Annotated in this window: 16 protein-coding genes; 14 read left to right on the top strand and 2 right to left on the bottom strand. The window is 45.4% G+C overall.

Going from position 1 to position 18,625, the window contains the following annotated elements; genetic code table 11:
• Positions 1-80 precede the first annotated feature (80 nt).
• From ACJ28U_RS04895 to ACJ28U_RS04920, 6 genes are all read left to right on the top strand, one after another.
• Positions 81-1,466, top strand: coding sequence for an amino acid permease (locus ACJ28U_RS04895; RefSeq protein ID WP_407618573.1), 1,386 nt, complete (start codon positions 81-83; stop codon positions 1,464-1,466).
• 160 nt (positions 1,467-1,626) lie between these two features.
• A complete protein-coding gene (locus ACJ28U_RS04900; RefSeq protein ID WP_407618574.1) occupies positions 1,627-4,167 on the top strand; it encodes a M1 family metallopeptidase in 2,541 nt (846 codons plus the stop codon).
• Positions 4,168-4,289: 122 nt separating this feature from the next.
• Positions 4,290-5,120: an AraC family transcriptional regulator gene (locus ACJ28U_RS04905; protein ID WP_010375146.1), complete on the top strand. Its 831-nt coding sequence runs from the start codon at positions 4,290-4,292 to the stop codon at positions 5,118-5,120.
• Positions 5,121-5,442: 322 nt separating this feature from the next.
• Positions 5,443-6,861 carry a glycoside-pentoside-hexuronide (GPH):cation symporter gene (locus ACJ28U_RS04910; RefSeq protein ID WP_407618575.1) on the top strand — a complete coding sequence of 473 codons (1,419 nt, stop codon included), beginning with the start codon at positions 5,443-5,445 and terminating at the stop codon, positions 6,859-6,861.
• 42 nt (positions 6,862-6,903) lie between these two features.
• The gene (gene yicI, locus ACJ28U_RS04915) at positions 6,904-9,021 is read left to right on the top strand and encodes an alpha-xylosidase (RefSeq protein WP_407618576.1); all 2,118 of its coding nucleotides are present in this window, start codon (positions 6,904-6,906) and stop codon (positions 9,019-9,021) included.
• Between the two features lie 191 nt (positions 9,022-9,212).
• Entirely contained in the window at positions 9,213-9,938 is a 726-nt protein-coding gene (locus tag ACJ28U_RS04920; protein WP_407618577.1) for an AraC family transcriptional regulator, read from the top strand.
• An 85-nt stretch (positions 9,939-10,023) separates the two neighbouring features.
• On the opposite strand, the gene ACJ28U_RS04925 is transcribed toward ACJ28U_RS04920, so the two are convergent.
• On the bottom strand, positions 10,024-10,338 hold the full coding sequence (locus ACJ28U_RS04925; protein ID WP_099088655.1) for a PTS sugar transporter subunit IIB: 315 nt from the start codon (positions 10,336-10,338) through the stop codon (positions 10,024-10,026).
• Positions 10,339-10,533: 195 nt separating this feature from the next.
• On the opposite strand from ACJ28U_RS04925, the gene ACJ28U_RS04930 reads away from it, so the two are divergent.
• Positions 10,534-10,731, top strand: a complete 198-nt coding sequence (locus ACJ28U_RS04930; RefSeq protein WP_010375137.1) for a hypothetical protein — start codon at positions 10,534-10,536, stop codon at positions 10,729-10,731.
• Positions 10,732-10,770: 39 nt separating this feature from the next.
• On the opposite strand, the gene msrA is transcribed toward ACJ28U_RS04930, so the two are convergent.
• A complete protein-coding gene (gene msrA, locus ACJ28U_RS04935; RefSeq protein WP_099088656.1) occupies positions 10,771-11,295 on the bottom strand; it encodes a peptide-methionine (S)-S-oxide reductase MsrA in 525 nt (174 codons plus the stop codon).
• Between the two features lie 135 nt (positions 11,296-11,430).
• Between msrA and ACJ28U_RS04940 the strand changes: the two genes are divergently transcribed.
• The 7 genes from ACJ28U_RS04940 to ACJ28U_RS04970 all read left to right on the top strand — a co-directional run bounded on the left by ACJ28U_RS04940 (position 11,431) and on the right by ACJ28U_RS04970 (position 18,468).
• Positions 11,431-12,093, top strand: a complete 663-nt coding sequence (locus ACJ28U_RS04940) for a response regulator transcription factor (RefSeq protein WP_407618578.1) — start codon at positions 11,431-11,433, stop codon at positions 12,091-12,093.
• Positions 12,090-13,490 (top strand): ATP-binding protein, encoded by a 1,401-nt coding sequence (locus ACJ28U_RS04945; RefSeq protein ID WP_407618579.1) that lies wholly within the window; start codon positions 12,090-12,092, stop codon positions 13,488-13,490. The genes ACJ28U_RS04940 and ACJ28U_RS04945 overlap by 4 nt, the downstream gene beginning before the upstream one ends.
• Positions 13,487-14,110: a hypothetical protein gene (locus ACJ28U_RS04950; protein ID WP_407618580.1), complete on the top strand. Its 624-nt coding sequence runs from the start codon at positions 13,487-13,489 to the stop codon at positions 14,108-14,110. Before ACJ28U_RS04945 ends, ACJ28U_RS04950 begins: the two co-directional genes overlap by 4 nt.
• Positions 14,111-14,180: 70 nt before the next feature.
• Positions 14,181-15,305, top strand: a complete 1,125-nt coding sequence (locus ACJ28U_RS04955) for an LCP family protein (RefSeq protein WP_407618581.1) — start codon at positions 14,181-14,183, stop codon at positions 15,303-15,305.
• 72 nt (positions 15,306-15,377) lie between these two features.
• Positions 15,378-15,656 (top strand): hypothetical protein, encoded by a 279-nt coding sequence (locus ACJ28U_RS04960; RefSeq protein WP_010375127.1) that lies wholly within the window; start codon positions 15,378-15,380, stop codon positions 15,654-15,656.
• 130 nt (positions 15,657-15,786) lie between these two features.
• Positions 15,787-16,569, top strand: coding sequence for a type I methionyl aminopeptidase (gene map / locus ACJ28U_RS04965; RefSeq protein WP_043708058.1), 783 nt, complete (start codon positions 15,787-15,789; stop codon positions 16,567-16,569).
• 189 nt (positions 16,570-16,758) lie between these two features.
• Positions 16,759-18,468 (top strand): hypothetical protein, encoded by a 1,710-nt coding sequence (locus ACJ28U_RS04970; protein WP_407618582.1) that lies wholly within the window; start codon positions 16,759-16,761, stop codon positions 18,466-18,468.
• Positions 18,469-18,625: the final 157 nt, after the last annotated feature.

Genomic DNA, 18,625 nt, shown 5'->3' on the forward strand with positions numbered 1-18,625 from the left:
GTTAGTAATATTGCATTATATATGAGTTAATTCTAATTCTTTTGTAATTTAAATACAATAAAACGTTGGAGGTAGGTAATATGTCGGAAAATCATACAGGTTTGCATCGAGAAATGTCCGCCCGGCACTTATTGATGATTTCTCTAGGAGGTGTCATCGGAACGGGATTATTCTTGAGTTCAGGTTACACAATTCACCAGGCAGGGCCAATTGGCACTATTTTAGCGTATGGGCTGGGAGCACTCGTGGTGTATTTGGTGATGTTATGTTTGGGCGAATTATCTGTTGCAATGCCCGAAACCGGCTCATTTCACGTTTATGCAACGCGTTTTATTGGCCCAGCAACGGGATTTACTGTCGCAATTTTATACTGGTTAACCTGGACGGTTGCGTTAGGTTCTGAGTTTACAGCAGCCGGGTTAATTATGCAGACTTGGTTTAAAGGGACACCAGTCTGGTTATGGAGTTTAATTTTCATGGCTGTGATTTTTGTGACTAATGCCTTGTCAGTCCGCGTTTTTGCCGAAGCGGAGTTTTGGTTTTCGAGCGTTAAGGTCATTGCGATTATTGGCTTCATTGTGATCGGCTTATTAGCAATTTGTGGTATTATGCCAATTCATGGTTATTCACACGCGCCTGGGTTAACTAATTTAACGAAGGATGGCTGGTTTCCCAAAGGTATCGCCGGCGTTTTCACGACGATGCTGACCGTTAATTTTGCGTTCTCGGGAACTGAGTTGATTGGGGTAACCGCGGGTGAAACAAAGAATCCGGCGCATACAATTCCTAAAGCGATTCACACAACCTTGGCCCGGTTAATGATTTTCTTTATTGGCAGTATTACGGTCATGGCGGCATTGATTCCCTGGCAAAAGGCCGGGGTTAGTCAAAGCCCGTTTGTTTTAGTATTTAATCAAATCGGTTTGCCGTTCGCCGGTGATATCATGAATTTTGTTGTATTGACCGCGATTTTATCAGCTGCTAATTCAGGCCTTTACGCATCGACACGCATGTTATGGTCATTAGGAAATGAAGGTATGATTTCTAAAAAAGTGGCCCAGACGAATCGTCGTGGGACGCCGTTAATCGCGTTGTCGCTGTCGATGATGGGTGGAATCTTAGCGCTGCTATCAAGTGTGGTTGCAGCCTCAACTGTTTATTTGGTTCTTGTTTCTATTTCTGGTTTAGCGGTGGTCGTGGTCTGGATGGCGATTGCATACTCACAAATTCGCTTCCGACAGGACTGGTTGGCGACGGGGCATACAGCTGATGAGTTGACGTTTAAGACACCTTGGTATCCAATCGTGCCGTGGGCTGCCTTCATTATGAGTTTCTTATCGTGTGTGCTGATTATATTTGATCCAACTCAACGGATGGCGCTGTTTTATATGGTGCCATTCATAGGTCTCTGCTATTTGGCGTACTACGTTAAAGCAAAGCACCGGCGTCTATACGCAGATATTTAAGTTAACTAGGTGTGATGGCAATTTAGTGGTGATTGTCCCCTTTATTAATCGCTTTTGACAAGGCGGGGTTAGAATAAACTTGACCATTGACTTTAATGAGAAAAGTTCTAATATTTATGTAACAAAGAACAAAATAAAGATGTGTGCTTAGGGAGTTAATATGACAGCAGAAAATGAACACTTTTACGAAACTTTCCAACCTTCACATTATGATTTATATCTTGATGTGAACCGCGGTTCAAAATTAATTACCGGACGCACGACAATTTCTGGTGAGGCCAAAGCGTTGGCAATTGCCATTCACCAAAAATATTTAACGATTGACGCGGTTACCGATGAGGCGGGGGAAGCCCTGGCGTACACCGTTGATAATGAACACGAAGCAATCCGGGTGCAACTACGTGAAGTCGGTCCGACGGCACTAACCATTACGTACACGGCGCCACTAACTGATACGATGATGGGTATTTATCCGTCATACTATGAGGTTCAGGGCGAAAAGAAGCAGATTGTTGGTACCCAATTTGAGACGACATTTGCCCGCCAAGCTTTTCCATCAATCGATGAGCCTGAAGCAAAGGCGACGTTTGATTTGGCGTTAAAGTTTGACGAGCAACCAGGGGAAACCGTCCTTGCGAACATGCCAGAAATTCGTGAAGCCGATGGCGTTCACTATTTTGCGACAACGGTTCGCATGTCAACGTATCTTGTGGCGTTTGCCTTTGGTGATTTGCAAAGCAAGACAACGCGCACAACAAGTGGCGTTGAAGTTGGTGTGTTTGCCACTAAGGCGCACAAGGCCAATGAACTCGACTTTGCCCTTGATATTGCGAAGCGATCAATTGAATTTTATGAAGATTTCTACCAAACACCATATCCATTGCCACACTCATGGCAGTTGGCGTTACCTGATTTTTCAGCTGGTGCCATGGAAAACTGGGGCTTGGTGACTTACCGCGAAGCCTACCTAACAGTTGATCCAGATAATACACCATTGCGTCGTAAGCAAGTTGTTGCGACTGTGATTGCACACGAATTGGCCCACCAGTGGTTTGGTGATTTGGTGACAATGAAGTGGTGGGACGACTTGTGGTTGAACGAAAGTTTTGCCAATATGATGGAGTACGTGGCCATTGATGCGATTGAACCAGATTGGCACATCTGGGAGCTTTTCCAAACGTCAGATGCGCCAGCTGCCTTGAGTCGTGATGCGACGGATGGGGTTCAATCAGTACACGTGCAAGTTGAAGATCCTGCTGAAATTGATTCACTCTTTGATGGGGCGATTGTCTATGCAAAGGGTGCCCGTATGTTGGTCATGGTGCGTGCATTGCTTGGGGATGAAGCGTTGCGTAATGGCTTGAAGGCCTACTTTGATGCACACAAGTACGGCAACGCAACAGGTTCGGACTTGTGGCAAGCGTTGGGTGAGGCGTCTGGCTTAGAAGTTGGTGCCATTATGAACTCATGGTTGGAGCAACCTGGTTACCCCGTTGTGACAGCGACGGTTGTTGATGGTCAGTTGACATTATCACAGCAGCAATTCTTTATTGGTGCTGGTGAGGATAAGGGGCGCCAGTGGCAAATTCCGTTAAACAGTAACTATGCTGCAGTATCAGAATTGTTTACTGACCAACAGATTGTAGTGGGTGACTATCAACAACTACGAGCTGAAAACGGTCAACCGTTCCAATTGAATGTTGGGAATAATTCGCACTTTATTGTGAAGTACGATGAGACTTTGTTGGCAGATATTCTACAAGATGCCAACAACCTAAGCACGATTTCACAGTTGCAATTGTTGCAAGATCAACGCTTGTTGTCTGAAGGCGGCTTAACGTCATATGCGACGGTTGTGCCATTGTTGCAGACGTTTGCGAATAGTGAACATGTGGTTGTGACGACAGCGCTTTATCAAGTTGCAAATAATTTGAAGAAGTTTGTGACACCTGATTCTGAAGAAGAACGTCAATTGCAAGTCTTCTTCGATGGTTTGAGTCGTCAGCAGGTCGCTCGACTAGGTTGGCAAGCGCAAGTCGGTGAAACAAGTGATGACGCCATTACGCGACCACTTGTGTTGCGTGCAGCGCTGTATGCCCAAAACGCGGATGCGATTGCAACGGCCCATCAGTTGTTTGTTGATCACCAAGCTGATTTAGCGGTTTTGCCAGCTGAAGTGCGTGGCTTGGTTTTGCAGAATGAGGTGCAAAACTTCGGTAACGAAGCATTGTTTGACCAATTATTGCAAGCGTACGTTGCTTCGTCGGACGCTAACTATAAGTCGGATATTCAGGTGGCACTAACTCAAACAACTGACCCCGCTTTGATTACGAAGTTGGTTGGCAAGTTTGAAGACGCCGATATCATTAAGCCACAAGACTTACGGGCGTGGTATCGTGGTGTTTTGGCAAATGACCATGGCCAACAAGCGGCTTGGGATTGGATTCGGGCTGAGTGGCAGTGGTTGGATGATACCGTCGGTGGCGACATGGAATTTACCACATACATTACAGTGACGGCTGGTATTTTCCAAACGGCTGAACGGTTAGCTGAATTTAAAGCTTTCTTTGAGCCTAAGTTGCCAACACCGGGTTTGACGCGTGAAATTACGATGGACATCAAGGTTATTGAAACCCGTGTCGCGTTGGTCGCAGCTGAAAAAGAGGCGGTTAATGCCGCTATTCAAGCAGCAAATCAGTAATGAATTTGACAGAGTATCCGGTTATGAAATCGGGTACTCTTTTTTATAGCTAATTTGTAAGCGCTTACTAAATCTGATATAGTCAACTTAGCAGAGGTTCGTGTGATTTTTGGGGGACGATTATGTACGAATATGAAAATGTCAGTGTTGAGTGGGCGGATAATACAGTTCGCTTCGATTATGTTGATCGGGCGGATGAACGGGTGCCATTAGATATTCCGGAACATTGGCACGAAGAATTAGAGATTAACTATACGATTACCGGGGGCAATCGTGAATATGTTATTGACGGGGAGACTGAACAGATGGCAGCCGGCGATTTTGTGGTGGTTAATCCATTTGAGGTGCATGGTGTTCATCGGGCAAGCCGCGATACAAAAAGCTTATTATTGCTGATATCCCGCCAGTTTATTGAGAAATTTGGTCCACGTCTTGGTAATATCCGATTTATCTTGAAACCATCAATTTTCATGTCGGCGGAGCAACAACAGGCGAAAGCAAAATTAGCCGATTTGATGTTATCGGTGTGGCAAATCACGAAAACGAATCATGAGTTTCGTGATGATGAATTAATCGGGGTCATCTTACAAATACTGTCGGTGATGGCCAGTCATTTCGGCATTGAAAACAAACATACGGTAACCGATAACGTGGCAGACACGATAGCGTATGTCCAACGGATGTACGCGTCAGAATTGAGTTTGGAATTGCTGGCAGATCGGGTACATCTGAGTACGGCATATTTTGATCGGTGTTTTAAGAAGCAAACCGGTTATTCAGTCATGCAGTATGTCAATAAGGTGCGGTCGATGCATGCCTATCAATTATTGACGGTACATCATAAAGGGGCGACATTTACCGCGACGGCCGTTGGTTTTCCATCGACGCAGGCCTTGAATCGAGGGCTGAAGAACAATTTCGGTCTAACCGCGACGGCGCTGAAAAATAGTTAAGTAACAGAGAGTGAGCCTTTCGGAATACGTTTAAAAGCCACCAATCCTCCGATTTTAAATCGGGAGATTGGTGGCTTTTGAGGCTGAGACAGAGATTTCTGCCCCAGCCTTGTTTTTTGCTTTTTGGCGAATGTGTCAATATTGTGGTTGACCCCATAATAGGGGGCGATTTTGACTTTTTAACTGGTTAAATACGACCTTGGGCTGCAGACAGCTTGTACGTGGACATGGAAGTTGCCATAATCAAAAACGTAGTAATGTAAACGCTTGCATTGCAGAGAAATAATCAGGTATTAACCATGCAAAATGGAGGGACATCGTCATGGATAACAAAATGCCGAATCAAGTGGGGTGGGGCGAACGAGTCGCCTACGCCATGTCGGACTTTGGGTGTAACACAATTTTTCAAATCGTTGGAACGTACTTCTTGGTTTTCTGTACGGATACTTTAGGAGTTGCTGCGGCAGCCGTTACAGGACTTTTCGCGATTACAGCAATTATTGATTCAATTGATGGGGTGATTTGGGGACAGTTCATCGATCGAACGCATACGAAGTGGGGAAAGTCACGACCATACTGGTTGTGGTTTGCCATTCCATTTGCCATCTTCTGTGTGATGGCCTTTACGGCGCCACCACTATCAGAAACGGGTAAGGTGGTTTGGATTTATATCGCCTACATTGGTGCTAAGATTTTGTACTCAGGTATCAACATCCCCGTGACATCAATCTTGCCAGCGTTGACTTCAAATCCACAAGAACGTGTGACACTGTCAACGGTACGTCAATTCTTCGGTAATATGGGCGCTGCCATTTTCTTGCCATTGACATTGCCGGCAGTTGGACTTATCGCAGGTATCTTCGATAAAGGCGCTAAGGATCCTTCAACGTCAGCAACTGGTTGGTTCATCTGGGCCGTTATCTTGGGTGTTATCACGGCTGCCTGCTTGTTGGTTGCCTTCGCCGGCACTCGTGAGCGTGTGGTCACGAAGGACTCTAACCGTTCAATTCCAATGCGTGAATCAGTGAAGGCCTTGAAGGGTAACTACCCATGGGTCATCATCATTTTCATCAACTTTATCTACTGGGGTGGCTTTGCGGTTCGTTCAAGTTCATTGCCTTACTACTTCAAGTACGTTTTGCATAACGAAGCGTTGGGAAGTTTGGTCTTGGCCGGAACGGTTATCACATTGGCCTCAACAGCAATGGTGCCGTTCGTTGCCCGTCGTTTGGGAAAGCGAAACACAATGTTGCTTGGAATGGTCGGCACGGCCTTGTCACAATTGGTGCTTTACCTGGCGGACATCATGAATGGAAACGTGGCGATTATCTTGACGGGTATTATCTTGTACTTCATCAGTTACGGTTTGACGGGCGCGCTAATCGCCGTTATGTTGTCAGACGCCGTTGACTTCGGTGAGTGGAAGAACGATGTGCGTGCCGAAGGGTTCGTGACATCATTTAGTTCATTCTCAGCCAAGTTGGGAATGGGAATCGGTGGTATGGTCTTAGCCGCCGTTCTGGCAGCTGGTGGTTACGCTGCTTCAGCTGACGGTACGCAGACTGCATCAGCATTGGATGCAATTCGGATGGGATTCATCTGGATTCCATTTATCGGGTATGCTGCCTCAGCAATCGCCTTGTTGTTCAACAACATCGACAAACTTGAGCCACAAATGGTCGCCGATTTGACGGCTAAGCACGAACGTGAAGCTGCTGCGGTTGCAGAAACTGAAGCTTAAGCAGATAGGTATTTCAAACATAATTAAACGGGGAATAAAAACATGAAGTTTACTAATGGATACTGGCTAAATCGTGATGAGTATATTGTTAACTCACCATTGGAGGCCTTCGACGCAATGGTCGTGGAGAAGGATGACGACAACTACGCGAGTGATGCCTTGCGTGTTTACTCAGCTTACCACCGGATCAACTCTCGCAGTGACATGTTGGATGTCGGTGCAACGACGATGACGGTGTTCTCACCAGCTGAAGATGTTATCGGTGTTGAGTTGAAGCATTTTGATCGTGATGATAAGAATCCACTATACGAGTTGCAAAACAACAACGTGACGCCGGCAATCGAAATTGCAGATTCTGTTGCAACGTTGACGAGTGGTGATTTGCAATTGGCTGTCTCAATGCACGACAAGTTCAATATTGATTTCAACTACAAGGGTAAGCGCATTACGGGTTCTGAATATAAGGCGCAAGCGTCAATCGATGATCTGTCAGGTAAGCAATTGGGTCAAGTGATGCACGCCAACACGGTTACTGGTGCGCAAAACTTGGGTCCACAAGGATCAGTTACAGCAACTGACCACTTTATGCGTGAGCAATTGAGCCTATTGCCAGGGACGAATGTTTACGGATTCGGTGAGCGTTTTGGGGCCTTCGTCAAGAACGGTCAAAGCATTGACACCATTAATATGGATGGTGGAACTGGTTCAGAGCAGAGCTACAAGTCAATTCCGTTCTACATGACGGGTAAGGCTGGCGTTTACTATGGCGTCTTTGTTAACGAAAGCCAACCGACGAGTTTTGAAGTTGGTAGCGAAGTGGTTGATCGCGTCAGCTTCTCAACGCGCGGCGAGTCATTGGAATACTACGTAATTGCGGGTGACTCACCAAAGTCAGTGATTTCAAAGTACAACAAGTTGACTGGTGGTTCTGTTTTGCCACCAGAATGGACATTCGGCTTGTGGCTATCAACGTCATTTACAACGGACTACTCAGAAGAAACGGTGATGAGTTTTATCGACGGCATGTTCGAGCGTGATATTCCGGTCTCGGTATTCCACTTCGATTGCTTCTGGATGAAGGGCTTCGAGTGGTCAAACATGGAATGGGATAAGGAACAATTCCCAGATCCAGTTGGTTTGTTGCAGCGTTTGCACGACAAGGGCTTGAAGGTCTGCGTTTGGATCAACCCATACATCTCGCAAAAGTCACCACTCTTCAAGATTGGTAAGGAAAAGGGTTACTTCATCAAACACACTGATGGTAGTGTTTGGCAATGGGATTTGTGGCAACCAGGTAATGCCGTGGTTGACTTTACGAACCCAGAAGCCCGTGCTTGGTACCAAGGCTTGTTGAAGAATTTGTTGGACATGGGTGTTGATTGCTTCAAGACGGACTTTGGTGAGCGAATTCCAATGCACGACGCTGTCTTCTTTAATGGCGGCAACCCTGAAGGTGAGCACAACTACTACACGCACCGTTACAACGACGCTGTGTTTGAGTTGTTGCAACAAGAAAAGGGCGAAGATGAAGCGGTTGTCTTTGCACGTTCTGGTACGGTTGGTGGTCAACAATACCCAGTTCACTGGGGTGGTGACAACTTGAGCCAATTCCACTCAATGGCCGATAGTCTACGTGGTGGTTTGAGCTTGATGTCATCAGGTTACACATTCTGGAGTCACGATATTGGTGGTTTCGAAGAGAATGCGAGCCCAGCAATCTACAAGCGCTGGACACAATTTGGCTTGCTTTCAAGTCACTCACGTTACCACGGTAACATTGAGTACCGAGTGCCTTGGTTGTTTGACGAAGAAGCCGTTGACGTAACGCGTAAGTTCACACAATTGAAGTTGGACATGATGCCATATATTTACGGCCAAGCTAAGGAATCAGTTGAAGCGGGTATTCCGTTGATGCGACCAATGTATTTGGAGTTTCCTGAAGATCAAAATACGGCAACGCTAGATCGGCAATATATGCTTGGTAGCGATGTTTTGGTGGCACCGGTCATGACGGAAGAAGGGGATGCTGATTATTACTTGCCAGCTGGTAAGTGGGAGCACATCTTGGATGGTCGCGTCGTTGAGGTAACTGAAAACGGTCGTTGGATGACAGAAAATTACGACTTTATGAGTTTGCCTTTGTGGCGGAAAATCGGCTAAACTAGACCTATACTTTTATTTCAACCAGTCGGGGGCGGTTGAGTAAGATTATGGGGAGAGAATGAATGAATCAGGAAGTCAAACAGCACGAAATATTTGCTGTTAACTCAGATGTCGGAGTCCGCGTTTTTTTATCCGAAGAACCACTGGGCTTTAAGCCGCTGCATTAGCATACGCATATTGAAATTGTATTGGTTTTAACTGGTGAAGTGACGTTTCGATATGAACAGCATGATATTACGTTACATGAAAACGAATTCGTGGTAATTGGATCGGGGATTTTGCATGCCACGACTAATTTGGCGAATCAAGCACTTGTTCTGCAGGTGCCTATCTACTATCTCAATCAATATTGGGAAAATAGTGAGTTGTTGCGATTTGATTTGTGGCAACATCATAGTTTGCATGACGACACGTATAATAAAATTGTTGGCATGTTACAGCAGATGACTCAGATTTACATCCAAAAGCAGGCCGGTTATCGCCTGCGCTTTGGTAGTGTGTTGATGCAATTGCTTTACGAATTAATCATGAATTATGCTGTTGAATTGACGCCAACGGATTTAACTGAAGATGACCGTTTGAAGGCAGTACTCATGTATATTCATAAACAATATCAAACAAAAATTTCGTTACGCGAAGTTGCTGAACGGTTTCACTACAATCCAGACTATCTCAGTCGCATTTTTAAGCGACGAGTAGGCGTTACGTTTGTTAGTTACATTTACCAGGTCCGTCTGGACGCGATTTACCAAGATGTTCTGGGGACCAATCAGCCGATTAAGACGATTTTTGCGCGACACGGTGCCAATAACGTTAAATTAGCAATGAAGTGTTTTAAAGAACTGTATGGGAAAACGCCTAATCAGCTGCGTCATCTGACTGCTGACGGTGGTATTTCTGATAATCATCAATAAGTATTGAAAAGGGCGTAAGTGCTTCGGTTTTTAGTCGAAGCACTTACGCCCTTTTTCATGTGATAAAAGATCATTGTGGTTCCGGTTAGGCCCGTTCAGCGTCTAGTGCCGCGTGCAAAATATTTGCGCCACGCATCATGCCGTAATCCATCATGTTGATGTCGACAACAGGGTAATCCTTACCATAGTCAGCTTCATAGCGTTGGTGCATGTACTTCACTTGTGGTGCAATCATAATTACAATTGGTTGATCTGTGGCGATTTGGTCACGGGCGGCGCTATCAGAAACGCCAATCGTGGTCACGTCTAGATTTTCTGCTTGAGCGGCTTCGTTCATCTTGTTGGCTAGCATTGAAATTGACATGCCAGCAGCATCTACTAAAACAATTCGCTTTGTCATGTGTATTACCCCCAAAGTTGAAAGTGCCGATAGTTCAACTTATTTATAGTAAGCGCTTTCATTAATATCTATCATAACCCTATTTTTGGAATATGCAACGAAATAGGGTTATGTCTAAACGGTAATGAAAGCGCTTTTATGTTAAACTATCGGTAGGATAACTTGTTGTCATGACAACTTGAAGGGGGATTAATCATGAAAGATATTTTGCCAGGCATGACCGTGCATTTAACAGTTGGCAACTTCACTAAGGGAACAATTACGGTGAATGGTCACATTCTGAAGTATCAGAGTGTGTACGAATTGGCACTTGGCGATACGGTATGCATGTTTGATGCAGACACAGAAAATCAGACGGTGCGCTTGCGTAAGATTCCAGTGCACACGTATTAATGTAAAAGAGCGACAAGGCTGCCTTGTCGCTCTTTTACATTATGTCCTATCTGACCAATATTTCTTCTGGTAGGCCTTACGAGGCATCATCATCATGTATTCGCGTAAGGGGTTCTTCTTATAGAACTGTTGGTGTTCTTCTTCGGCGTCGTAGAAAGGTTTTGCATCTTCAATGCTTGTCACAATTGGGTCAGTAAAACGGCCTGATGTGGCTAATGCCTGCTTGGAAGCTTCGGCCACTTGGCGTTGTTGCTCATCGGCAACAAAAATAACGGGCCGGTATGAGTCACCACGGTCGGCAAATTGGCCCATCGCATCAGTTGGGTCGGCTAGTTGCCAGTAGAGATCAACCAGGTCTTGGTACGACACTTGTTGATCATCAAACCAAACTTTGACGGCTTCGGTGTGGCCGGTTTGGTGAGCGGCAACTTGTTCATACGTAGGATTTGCCACGAAACCGCCAGTATAGCCAGAACGCACCTTTTCAATACCGGCCATGGTTTCAAATGGTTCGACCATGCACCAGAAACATCCCCCAGCAAAGGTTGCAGTTTGTGTTGTCATCATTAATACCTCCCTTTTGTCCTTATTCTACCGCGCCAAAATTAAATGAAAAGCAAATCTTTTCGAAGATACAAGTCAGATACAAATTTTACTTATGATAGACTGACGGTAAGTGATGAAAAGTAGGTGATGAATATGAAACGTACGTTGCTGATCGTGGATGATAGTGTCCGCATTAATCAATTGGTGAAAATGAGTCTGCAATCTCTGTATGATATTCGTCAGGCGTATACCGGTGAGGAAGCGGTCGCGATATTAGCTGCCGACAAAATTGATTTAGTGTTACTAGATATTACCTTACCTAAAATGAGCGGTTATGATGTTTTGCCATATGTCATCGATGCACAGGTACCAGTCATTTTCTTGACAGCAAAGACCGAGGTCGATGATGTTGTGCAAGGCCTGCAATTAGGCGCGGATGACTATATTACGAAACCGTTCCATTTGGAAGTGCTAAAGGCACGAGTTGAAACCGTATTACGACGAACAGATGGTCAAACGGATGAGATTTTGCATTATGGTGAGTTAACGGTCAATGTTCCCCAGCAAACCGTGCAGCATGGTGAACAAATCATCGACTTGACTCATAAGGAATTCGAACTATTGGTGTACTTTATCCGTAACCAAGGGGTTAATTTGACCCGTGATGCACTTTACCAAGCGTTGTGGGACTTCGCAGATGACGCGAATGACACACGCACGGTCGATTTACATGTGCAACGACTTCGCAAAAAGTTACAGCTGGCCGATGATATTGTCACGGTATTTAAAGTTGGGTATCGGATGGTTGCGCGATGAAAATATCAGTTAAATTATTTTTATCATTCATTGTGATTATCGTTGCCTCATTAGCGATTAACAGCGTGCTGGTGTTGCACCGGAGTTTTCAGAGTGGCTTGCAAGAAAAAGAGAACAGTACCACCATGCTGAATAAATTAACGGCGCGCCAGGTTCAACAACTAGACTATCAGCAAGTTAAGGGAATCAAGCAGGATCAAGTGGTCAAGTTTGTCGGTGCTACACAAGATAATGTTTTGATTTGGAACCAGCACCGTGACCTAATTTATCATGAAGATGTTGCGACCAATACGGCCAAGCAGATCAAGGTCACCACGTCGAATAACCAGCAAGTACAGTACTTGTTGCAAGGTAAAGAAAAAATCGTTGTGGCGACGATTAAGGTCCGCTTATTACGTAAGACCTATTACATTAGCTCGTTTACTAACTTGCATACGGTTTATGTGGCTCAGAAGCGCTTGTTACATGATGTTCAGGTCAATCTACTCGTGATTTTTATTATTGCAGCCGGTGTGGTTTATGTGTTGACGAAACAGATTCTGGTACCGGTGCATAAGTTACGTGGCGCAAGTCGGGCTTTTCAGGAAGAACCAATGGCGTACCAGCCACTACAGCCAGTGCGACATGATGAGCTAACTGAGTTGATGATTGATTTCAATCAGATGGCCCAGCAAATTCAGGCGATGGTGGCTACGGAACGGCATAATGCGGCTTTTCAAAAAGAATTTGCTAGTCATTTGACACATGAAATTAATACGCCACTGACGATTATCTTAGGGTATGCCGAATTGATTGCGGAACCAACCGTTGATGAGACCACCAAGGCAGAAGCGGTGCGTTATATCGTTGAAGAAAGTACCCGATTAAAGGAGTTTGGTAGTCGGATTAGCCAGCTTATTCAATATGATCACGTGACGTTGGATACGGCTTGGGCATCAAGCGATGAGGTGCACGCCAAGGTGACGGACATTATTGTCGGCATCCGGCAACAAGTCACGCAACCAGTGGACTTTCGTTATGAGACGCCGCAATCGTATCAACTCAACACTGATATGAGTTTATTTGCCGAAATGCTCGTGAACGTGTTGGATAATGCCATTAAGGCGTTGCCAGATGTTGATGGACGCATTGTCGTCAGTGAGTCGCTGACGCCAGCTGGGTTAGAAATGCAAATTCAGGACAATGGGCATGGGATTGCAACCGAAAAATTAGGCGATGTGTTTGCCCCATTCGTCACGGGAAGTCAAACAGGATCAGATGACCATCTTGGGTTGGGGCTATCAATTGTACAGCGCATTAGCGAAGCCCTAAATTGGCAAATCACATTACAGAATAACAGTGAAGGAGCAGGCGCAACGGTCATCATTCAGATACCGCGAGCGGCCATTAAATTATGAAGCAAAAGCAAAATTTATTAGTGATCATCCTGTCGATGTTGATATTTGCTGGTGTGGTCAGTGGATTGCAATGGTTTGTTGCCTGGCAGGACACTCACTATACGAAACGGTTATCACATGAAGTTGATTACACGTTGCCAAATGCAAAAAATAGTAAACTGACCAATGCCCAAACGTTAGCGGTTATTTTAGATTATCCAAGTGCCATTAAATTCAAAAGCGATGTCCTTGAAGCGGGTGGGATTAACGTTGCGGGAATTACGCAGCAGGTGACGGGGACTGCGTTGCCAACAATTAAGGTAAAATCCGTTGAGAAGCGGGTCTATCATTCTGAAAATGGTCAGGTGGTAACGGCCTTTGCTGTCACAGCAACTGATGCTGATAATGATATTGAGTTTGAATATGTACCGAATAATCAGTTGATTGTTAGTTTTCAATGGATCGGCCAGCACGTTGCAATTGATGAGCAACAGGTCTTACAAAATTGGCAACGAAATATTAAGCTCCCAGTTAAGCATACGACTTACTTAGCAGATGGTGAGATTAGCCAGATGTATAGTCAAACGATTGATTATCGTTTGACACATTCGCAATCAAACTTATTACTAATGCCGGTTTAGTTGGTGTGATACAAGTTAGATACAACTGTTCGTTATGCTATCTCCTGAAAAAGAATTAAGGAGCAAATTCATGACAGAGCAGAAGCAAGAATCACGAACGACCCGCCAACGCAAACCACGCTGGGGTCGTATCATTGGGGTTGCCGCCTTGGTTGGTTTGGTGGTCGTTGGTGGTGGCGCGGCCGCGATGACATGGCGTGCTAAGACCGTGGTCGATCAGACGTATGCAGGAACGCATATGAAGAAAGCCCGGGATGTATCGGAAACCGTCAAAGCCGGTAAGCCAATTTCAATTTTGATGTTGGGGACAGATACAGGTGAACTTGGTCGTAATGATAAAGGCCGGACAGATTCGATGATGATTGTCACGGTTAATCCAACTAAGTCTGAAACAACAATCATGTCAATTCCCCGTGATGCATTGATGGCCATTCCGGGCTATGAAAGTACCTTCCCACAAAAAATCAATGCAGCCTACGAATTGGGTTCAGCCAAAACGGCGATTGAAACCGTACAAAATTGGCTGAATGTGCCGATTGATTATTATGCCTTAGTTAACATGGGCGGCCTTGAAAAGGTAGTTGATGAAATCGGTGGGGTGAAAGTGAAATCCCCACTGACCTTTGGTTATAATCCATACACGGCTCACGATACCCCAGGGTATACGTTCAACTTTACGGCGGGGACGACGAACTATTCCTTCAGCGGTCAGGATGGCGAAACTGTTAAGTACCACACGATGGACGGTAAGACGGCGTTGGCCTTTTCACGGATGCGTTATGACGATCCGCAGGGTGACTACGGACGCCAACAACGTCAACGCATGGTCTTAGAAGCGGTTGTGCAAAAGGCAAAAAAGAATCCGGCTCGCTTGCTCACGAATGGCTTTATGAATTCCTTGTCAAAATCGGTTAAAACTGATTTGACATTTGGCGATATGACGACGATTGGGACACATTACCTGTCAGCGACGAAAACAATTAAGTCAGATTACATCCGTGGTACCGGGTATAACTTAACCTCTGGTTCAACCGAAGTTGTTTCGCGCGACGAAGAGCAACGGGCAACCAACGTGCTACGACGTTCATTGGGGTTGCAACATAAAGAAACGGGTAACTTGTATGGGGGTGACATTTCAGATGCTGAGATTGCCGCCATTGGGGTGCCAACACTAGCGACACAGACACAAAACTAGCCCTTTATTTCCCGCTTGCGAACTAACTTACCGTATAATGCGAATATAAGTTAGTGAAAAGAGGCTATAACCATGGGAATTACCATTCAAATTGACGATGCTGCAGTGACAAAGATTGCGGGCGCTATCCGGACGAACATTCCACGTGTTGCACGGACCAATGAAGCAATGATTTTGGCGAACCCTGAATTGTCAGAACGTTTGCCAAAGTTGGCAGCGTTGGCTGATGACGAATTGGTTCGTGGTTACTTGCAGGTCTTTCTAATGTCAGCCAACGACACAAATTTGTTGTTGGATAAGGCGTGGATTGACCAATTCTTGACGATGCAATTGGCAACGGTTGTTGGATAAAAATGATTTTAATCTCTCGCATGAAGGCTGAATTTTAATGGCGTTCATGCGAGATTTTTTAATATGATGCACATTTAGTACGGAAAAACAGTTACAATGAAATGACTATAGATTAGAAAAGAGATTATGCATGATTACATTAAAGTCACCTCGTGAAATCGAAGGCATGCGCCAATCTGGTGCGATTATTGCCGGTATGCATCAAGGACTACGCGATATTATTAAGCCGGGCATTTCAACTTGGGAAATTGAAACATTCAGCCGTGATTATATTGAAAGTCACGGTGGTCGCGCGGCGCAGATTGGCTTTGAAGGCTATGAATACGCCACGACCGTTTCAGTTAATAATGAAGTCGCGCACGCATTTCCCCGCAAGCAATTATTCTTAAAAGAAGGTGATATTGTCACTGTAGATACAGTCGTTGATCTGAATGGTTATTATTCAGATTCAGCTTGGACGTATGCAGTTGGTGAAGTGTCACCAGAAGTGCAACGATTGATGGACGTTGCCAAGCGGGCCATGTACATCGGTATCGAGCAAGCGCAAGTTGGTAATCGTTTGGGCGATGTTGGGGCTGCGATTAATGCGTATGTCGAAGACGAAAATGGCTTCGGCAATGTTCGCGACTATGTTGGCCACGGTATTCAACCCACGATGCACGAAGATCCAAGTGTGTTCCACTATGGTGAAGCTGGCCACGGGTTGCGCTTGAAGCCGGGCATGACTATCACCATCGAACCGATGGTTAACATGGGAACGTGGGAAGTTGAAACGTCTGAAGAAGACGGCTGGACAGTGACGACGTTGGACGGTTCATGGTCCGCTCAGTACGAACACGTGATTGCCATTACGGAAGACGGTCCTAAGATTTTGACCAGTCAAGATCCGGAATTTGATGCAAAATATCTTTAAAAAATTAACGGCATTTCCTGAGTGGGAATGCCGTTTTTCTTATACCTAAAAATAGGTTGTGCTGGCGTTAAAAATCAGATAGAGTAGTCGCAGAAGTGTTAATGCATGCGTTTAGAAATAAGAAGCGCGATAATCTAACTAATTGGTTCGACCGAGCGAAGACTGCCTGTTTCAGGATTGGGGGTTTCCATGAAAATAGACAAAAAGCGACTTAAAAAGAGAATCAACGATCAAGATGAGCCAAAAAATAAAGGCAAGTTGCATGATGACTTGCAAGAACTACATCATTTTATTTTGGCGGTGCAGAAAAAAGATAATGTCCTGACGCCGAGTTTTCTATCACGGGTTAATTTGCGGTTACCACAAATTATGTATCGTCTAGAAAAGGTGGTACATCCGCATTTATCACCAGAGCAAGCCGTGCCGCTTCATGACTACGAATTCGTTTTGGGTGAAACGCGTCAGTTGCTATACCAAACCGATCAAGGTGTGCTACTTGAGGTGACAGAATTCGAAGACGTGACGAACAAGTTGTTGTGGCAGCGGCTGTCAGGGGATGAATATTTGGCAGCCTTAGCCACACCATGGGTGGCGCCGGAAGATGAAACGCCAACCGTTGATGCCACGACGGAATTAACGATGACCTTAGAACGCGCGAATAAAACGTTGAAACGCCAAGCGGTTGAGGCGATGGAGCGGGCTTTGAAGGCGGAAGACGACTTGCGGCGGTTACAACGCGAGTGTGATGCAAAAGAAAAAGCGATAACGGACCAAAAATATCAGCTACAAGCTTCCGAACAAGAACAAGGGAATACGGTGGAACAATTGCTCAGTTTGCGCCATCAAAATCAGACACAGGCGACTGAGTTAACGACATTGCGCCAAACGTTGCGTGAGGCACAGACGACGGTTCGGTCGCAACAAGATTCCCTGACCACGAGTGAGCAGACGGAGGTGCAACTGACAGATGAAATCGCGACGCTGAAGGCCACAGTGCAAGCGCAACAAGACCAGCTACATCAAGCTCAGCAAGCCACAGTCGCCCCACTTTCTGATCATAACGTGCAAACGATTTTAAATGCCTTGGCTACCCGGATTACGGAGTTAGAACAGGCTAAACTGGCGGCGCGCCCGGAAGTTGGTGAAGGGGCACCGGCTTTGGCTGAAACAGAACTAGTTGAGATTGCGGCACAACCGGCGCCTCTAACGAACGCTGAATTGCTGCGTCAGTTAATTGCAAATTTAACGGCCGATTCATTGGCGGAATACCATCCTATTGAACGGCTTGTGCAAAAATATAACGATCTGGTTGAGGGGGATGAGCTGACATTATGGACGAAACTGCAGGGACATTTTGTTACTGAAGATGATGAACGGTATTTTGTGGATAACAGTTTCGCGTATCATGAACTCTCAGACGTTGATTGCAACGGCCTTGACGTGACTGATATTGCAGATGGGGAACTGTATTCCGCACGGCAACGGATTGATAGTGACCGAATTGTCTTGATTCGATCACTCCATAAACAATATGAGCGACCAGCCAGTGTTTATAATGACGCTGATTTGCAGCGCTTTGAAGATGCAACTGTTTTGGCGGGTAAGAACGTGCTTATTGTCAGTTGGTGGGGTGAGACAGCCAATCACGCGAAACGTAAACTGGAGAAGATGGGGGCAAATGTGAAGTGGCTCGACACGTCAACCGTTGCCAACAATAAAGTGGCTGATGAAATGCGGAAAGAGTTGTACGATGTCCGGATTGTTGTGTTACGAGGTGCCCATCATGAGACCGTCAACGAAGCCCATCAGTTGCGACGCGAGGGGATGAACATCTTTATTTTAGGGAACCCAGGCACGAGTACACTGGTGAAAGTTACACTGCATGCCACGGCATCATAAACGATTAGAAAATTTCTAACTTGCTAATTTTATGTAAAAACCGTAAACTAGTTGGAGTATTAAAAAGTAAATAAATTCGACTTTCCTATCGAGAGTTCAGGGAGGGACTAGACCCTTTGATCTGACGCCAACTTACCCGTTTCGGGCGATGTGGTAC

It is taken from the genome of Weissella sp. MSCH1 (genome assembly GCF_045799135.1).
Taxonomy (GTDB): Bacteria; Bacillota; Bacilli; order Lactobacillales; family Lactobacillaceae; genus Weissella.

Coding starts and splice junctions, on each gene's coding strand:
- ACJ28U_RS04895 (WP_407618573.1), top strand. CDS start 81: ATGTCGGAAAATCATACAGGTTTGCATCGAGAAATGTCCGCCCGGCAC.
- ACJ28U_RS04900 (WP_407618574.1), top strand. CDS start 1,627: ATGACAGCAGAAAATGAACACTTTTACGAAACTTTCCAACCTTCACAT.
- ACJ28U_RS04905 (WP_010375146.1), top strand. CDS start 4,290: ATGTACGAATATGAAAATGTCAGTGTTGAGTGGGCGGATAATACAGTT.
- ACJ28U_RS04910 (WP_407618575.1), top strand. CDS start 5,443: ATGGATAACAAAATGCCGAATCAAGTGGGGTGGGGCGAACGAGTCGCC.
- yicI (WP_407618576.1), top strand. CDS start 6,904: ATGAAGTTTACTAATGGATACTGGCTAAATCGTGATGAGTATATTGTT.
- ACJ28U_RS04925 (WP_099088655.1), bottom strand. CDS start 10,338: ATGACAAAGCGAATTGTTTTAGTAGATGCTGCTGGCATGTCAATTTCA.
- ACJ28U_RS04930 (WP_010375137.1), top strand. CDS start 10,534: ATGAAAGATATTTTGCCAGGCATGACCGTGCATTTAACAGTTGGCAAC.
- msrA (WP_099088656.1), bottom strand. CDS start 11,295: ATGACAACACAAACTGCAACCTTTGCTGGGGGATGTTTCTGGTGCATG.
- ACJ28U_RS04940 (WP_407618578.1), top strand. CDS start 11,431: ATGAAACGTACGTTGCTGATCGTGGATGATAGTGTCCGCATTAATCAA.
- ACJ28U_RS04945 (WP_407618579.1), top strand. CDS start 12,090: ATGAAAATATCAGTTAAATTATTTTTATCATTCATTGTGATTATCGTT.
- ACJ28U_RS04950 (WP_407618580.1), top strand. CDS start 13,487: ATGAAGCAAAAGCAAAATTTATTAGTGATCATCCTGTCGATGTTGATA.
- ACJ28U_RS04955 (WP_407618581.1), top strand. CDS start 14,181: ATGACAGAGCAGAAGCAAGAATCACGAACGACCCGCCAACGCAAACCA.
- ACJ28U_RS04960 (WP_010375127.1), top strand. CDS start 15,378: ATGGGAATTACCATTCAAATTGACGATGCTGCAGTGACAAAGATTGCG.
- map (WP_043708058.1), top strand. CDS start 15,787: ATGATTACATTAAAGTCACCTCGTGAAATCGAAGGCATGCGCCAATCT.
- ACJ28U_RS04970 (WP_407618582.1), top strand. CDS start 16,759: ATGAAAATAGACAAAAAGCGACTTAAAAAGAGAATCAACGATCAAGAT.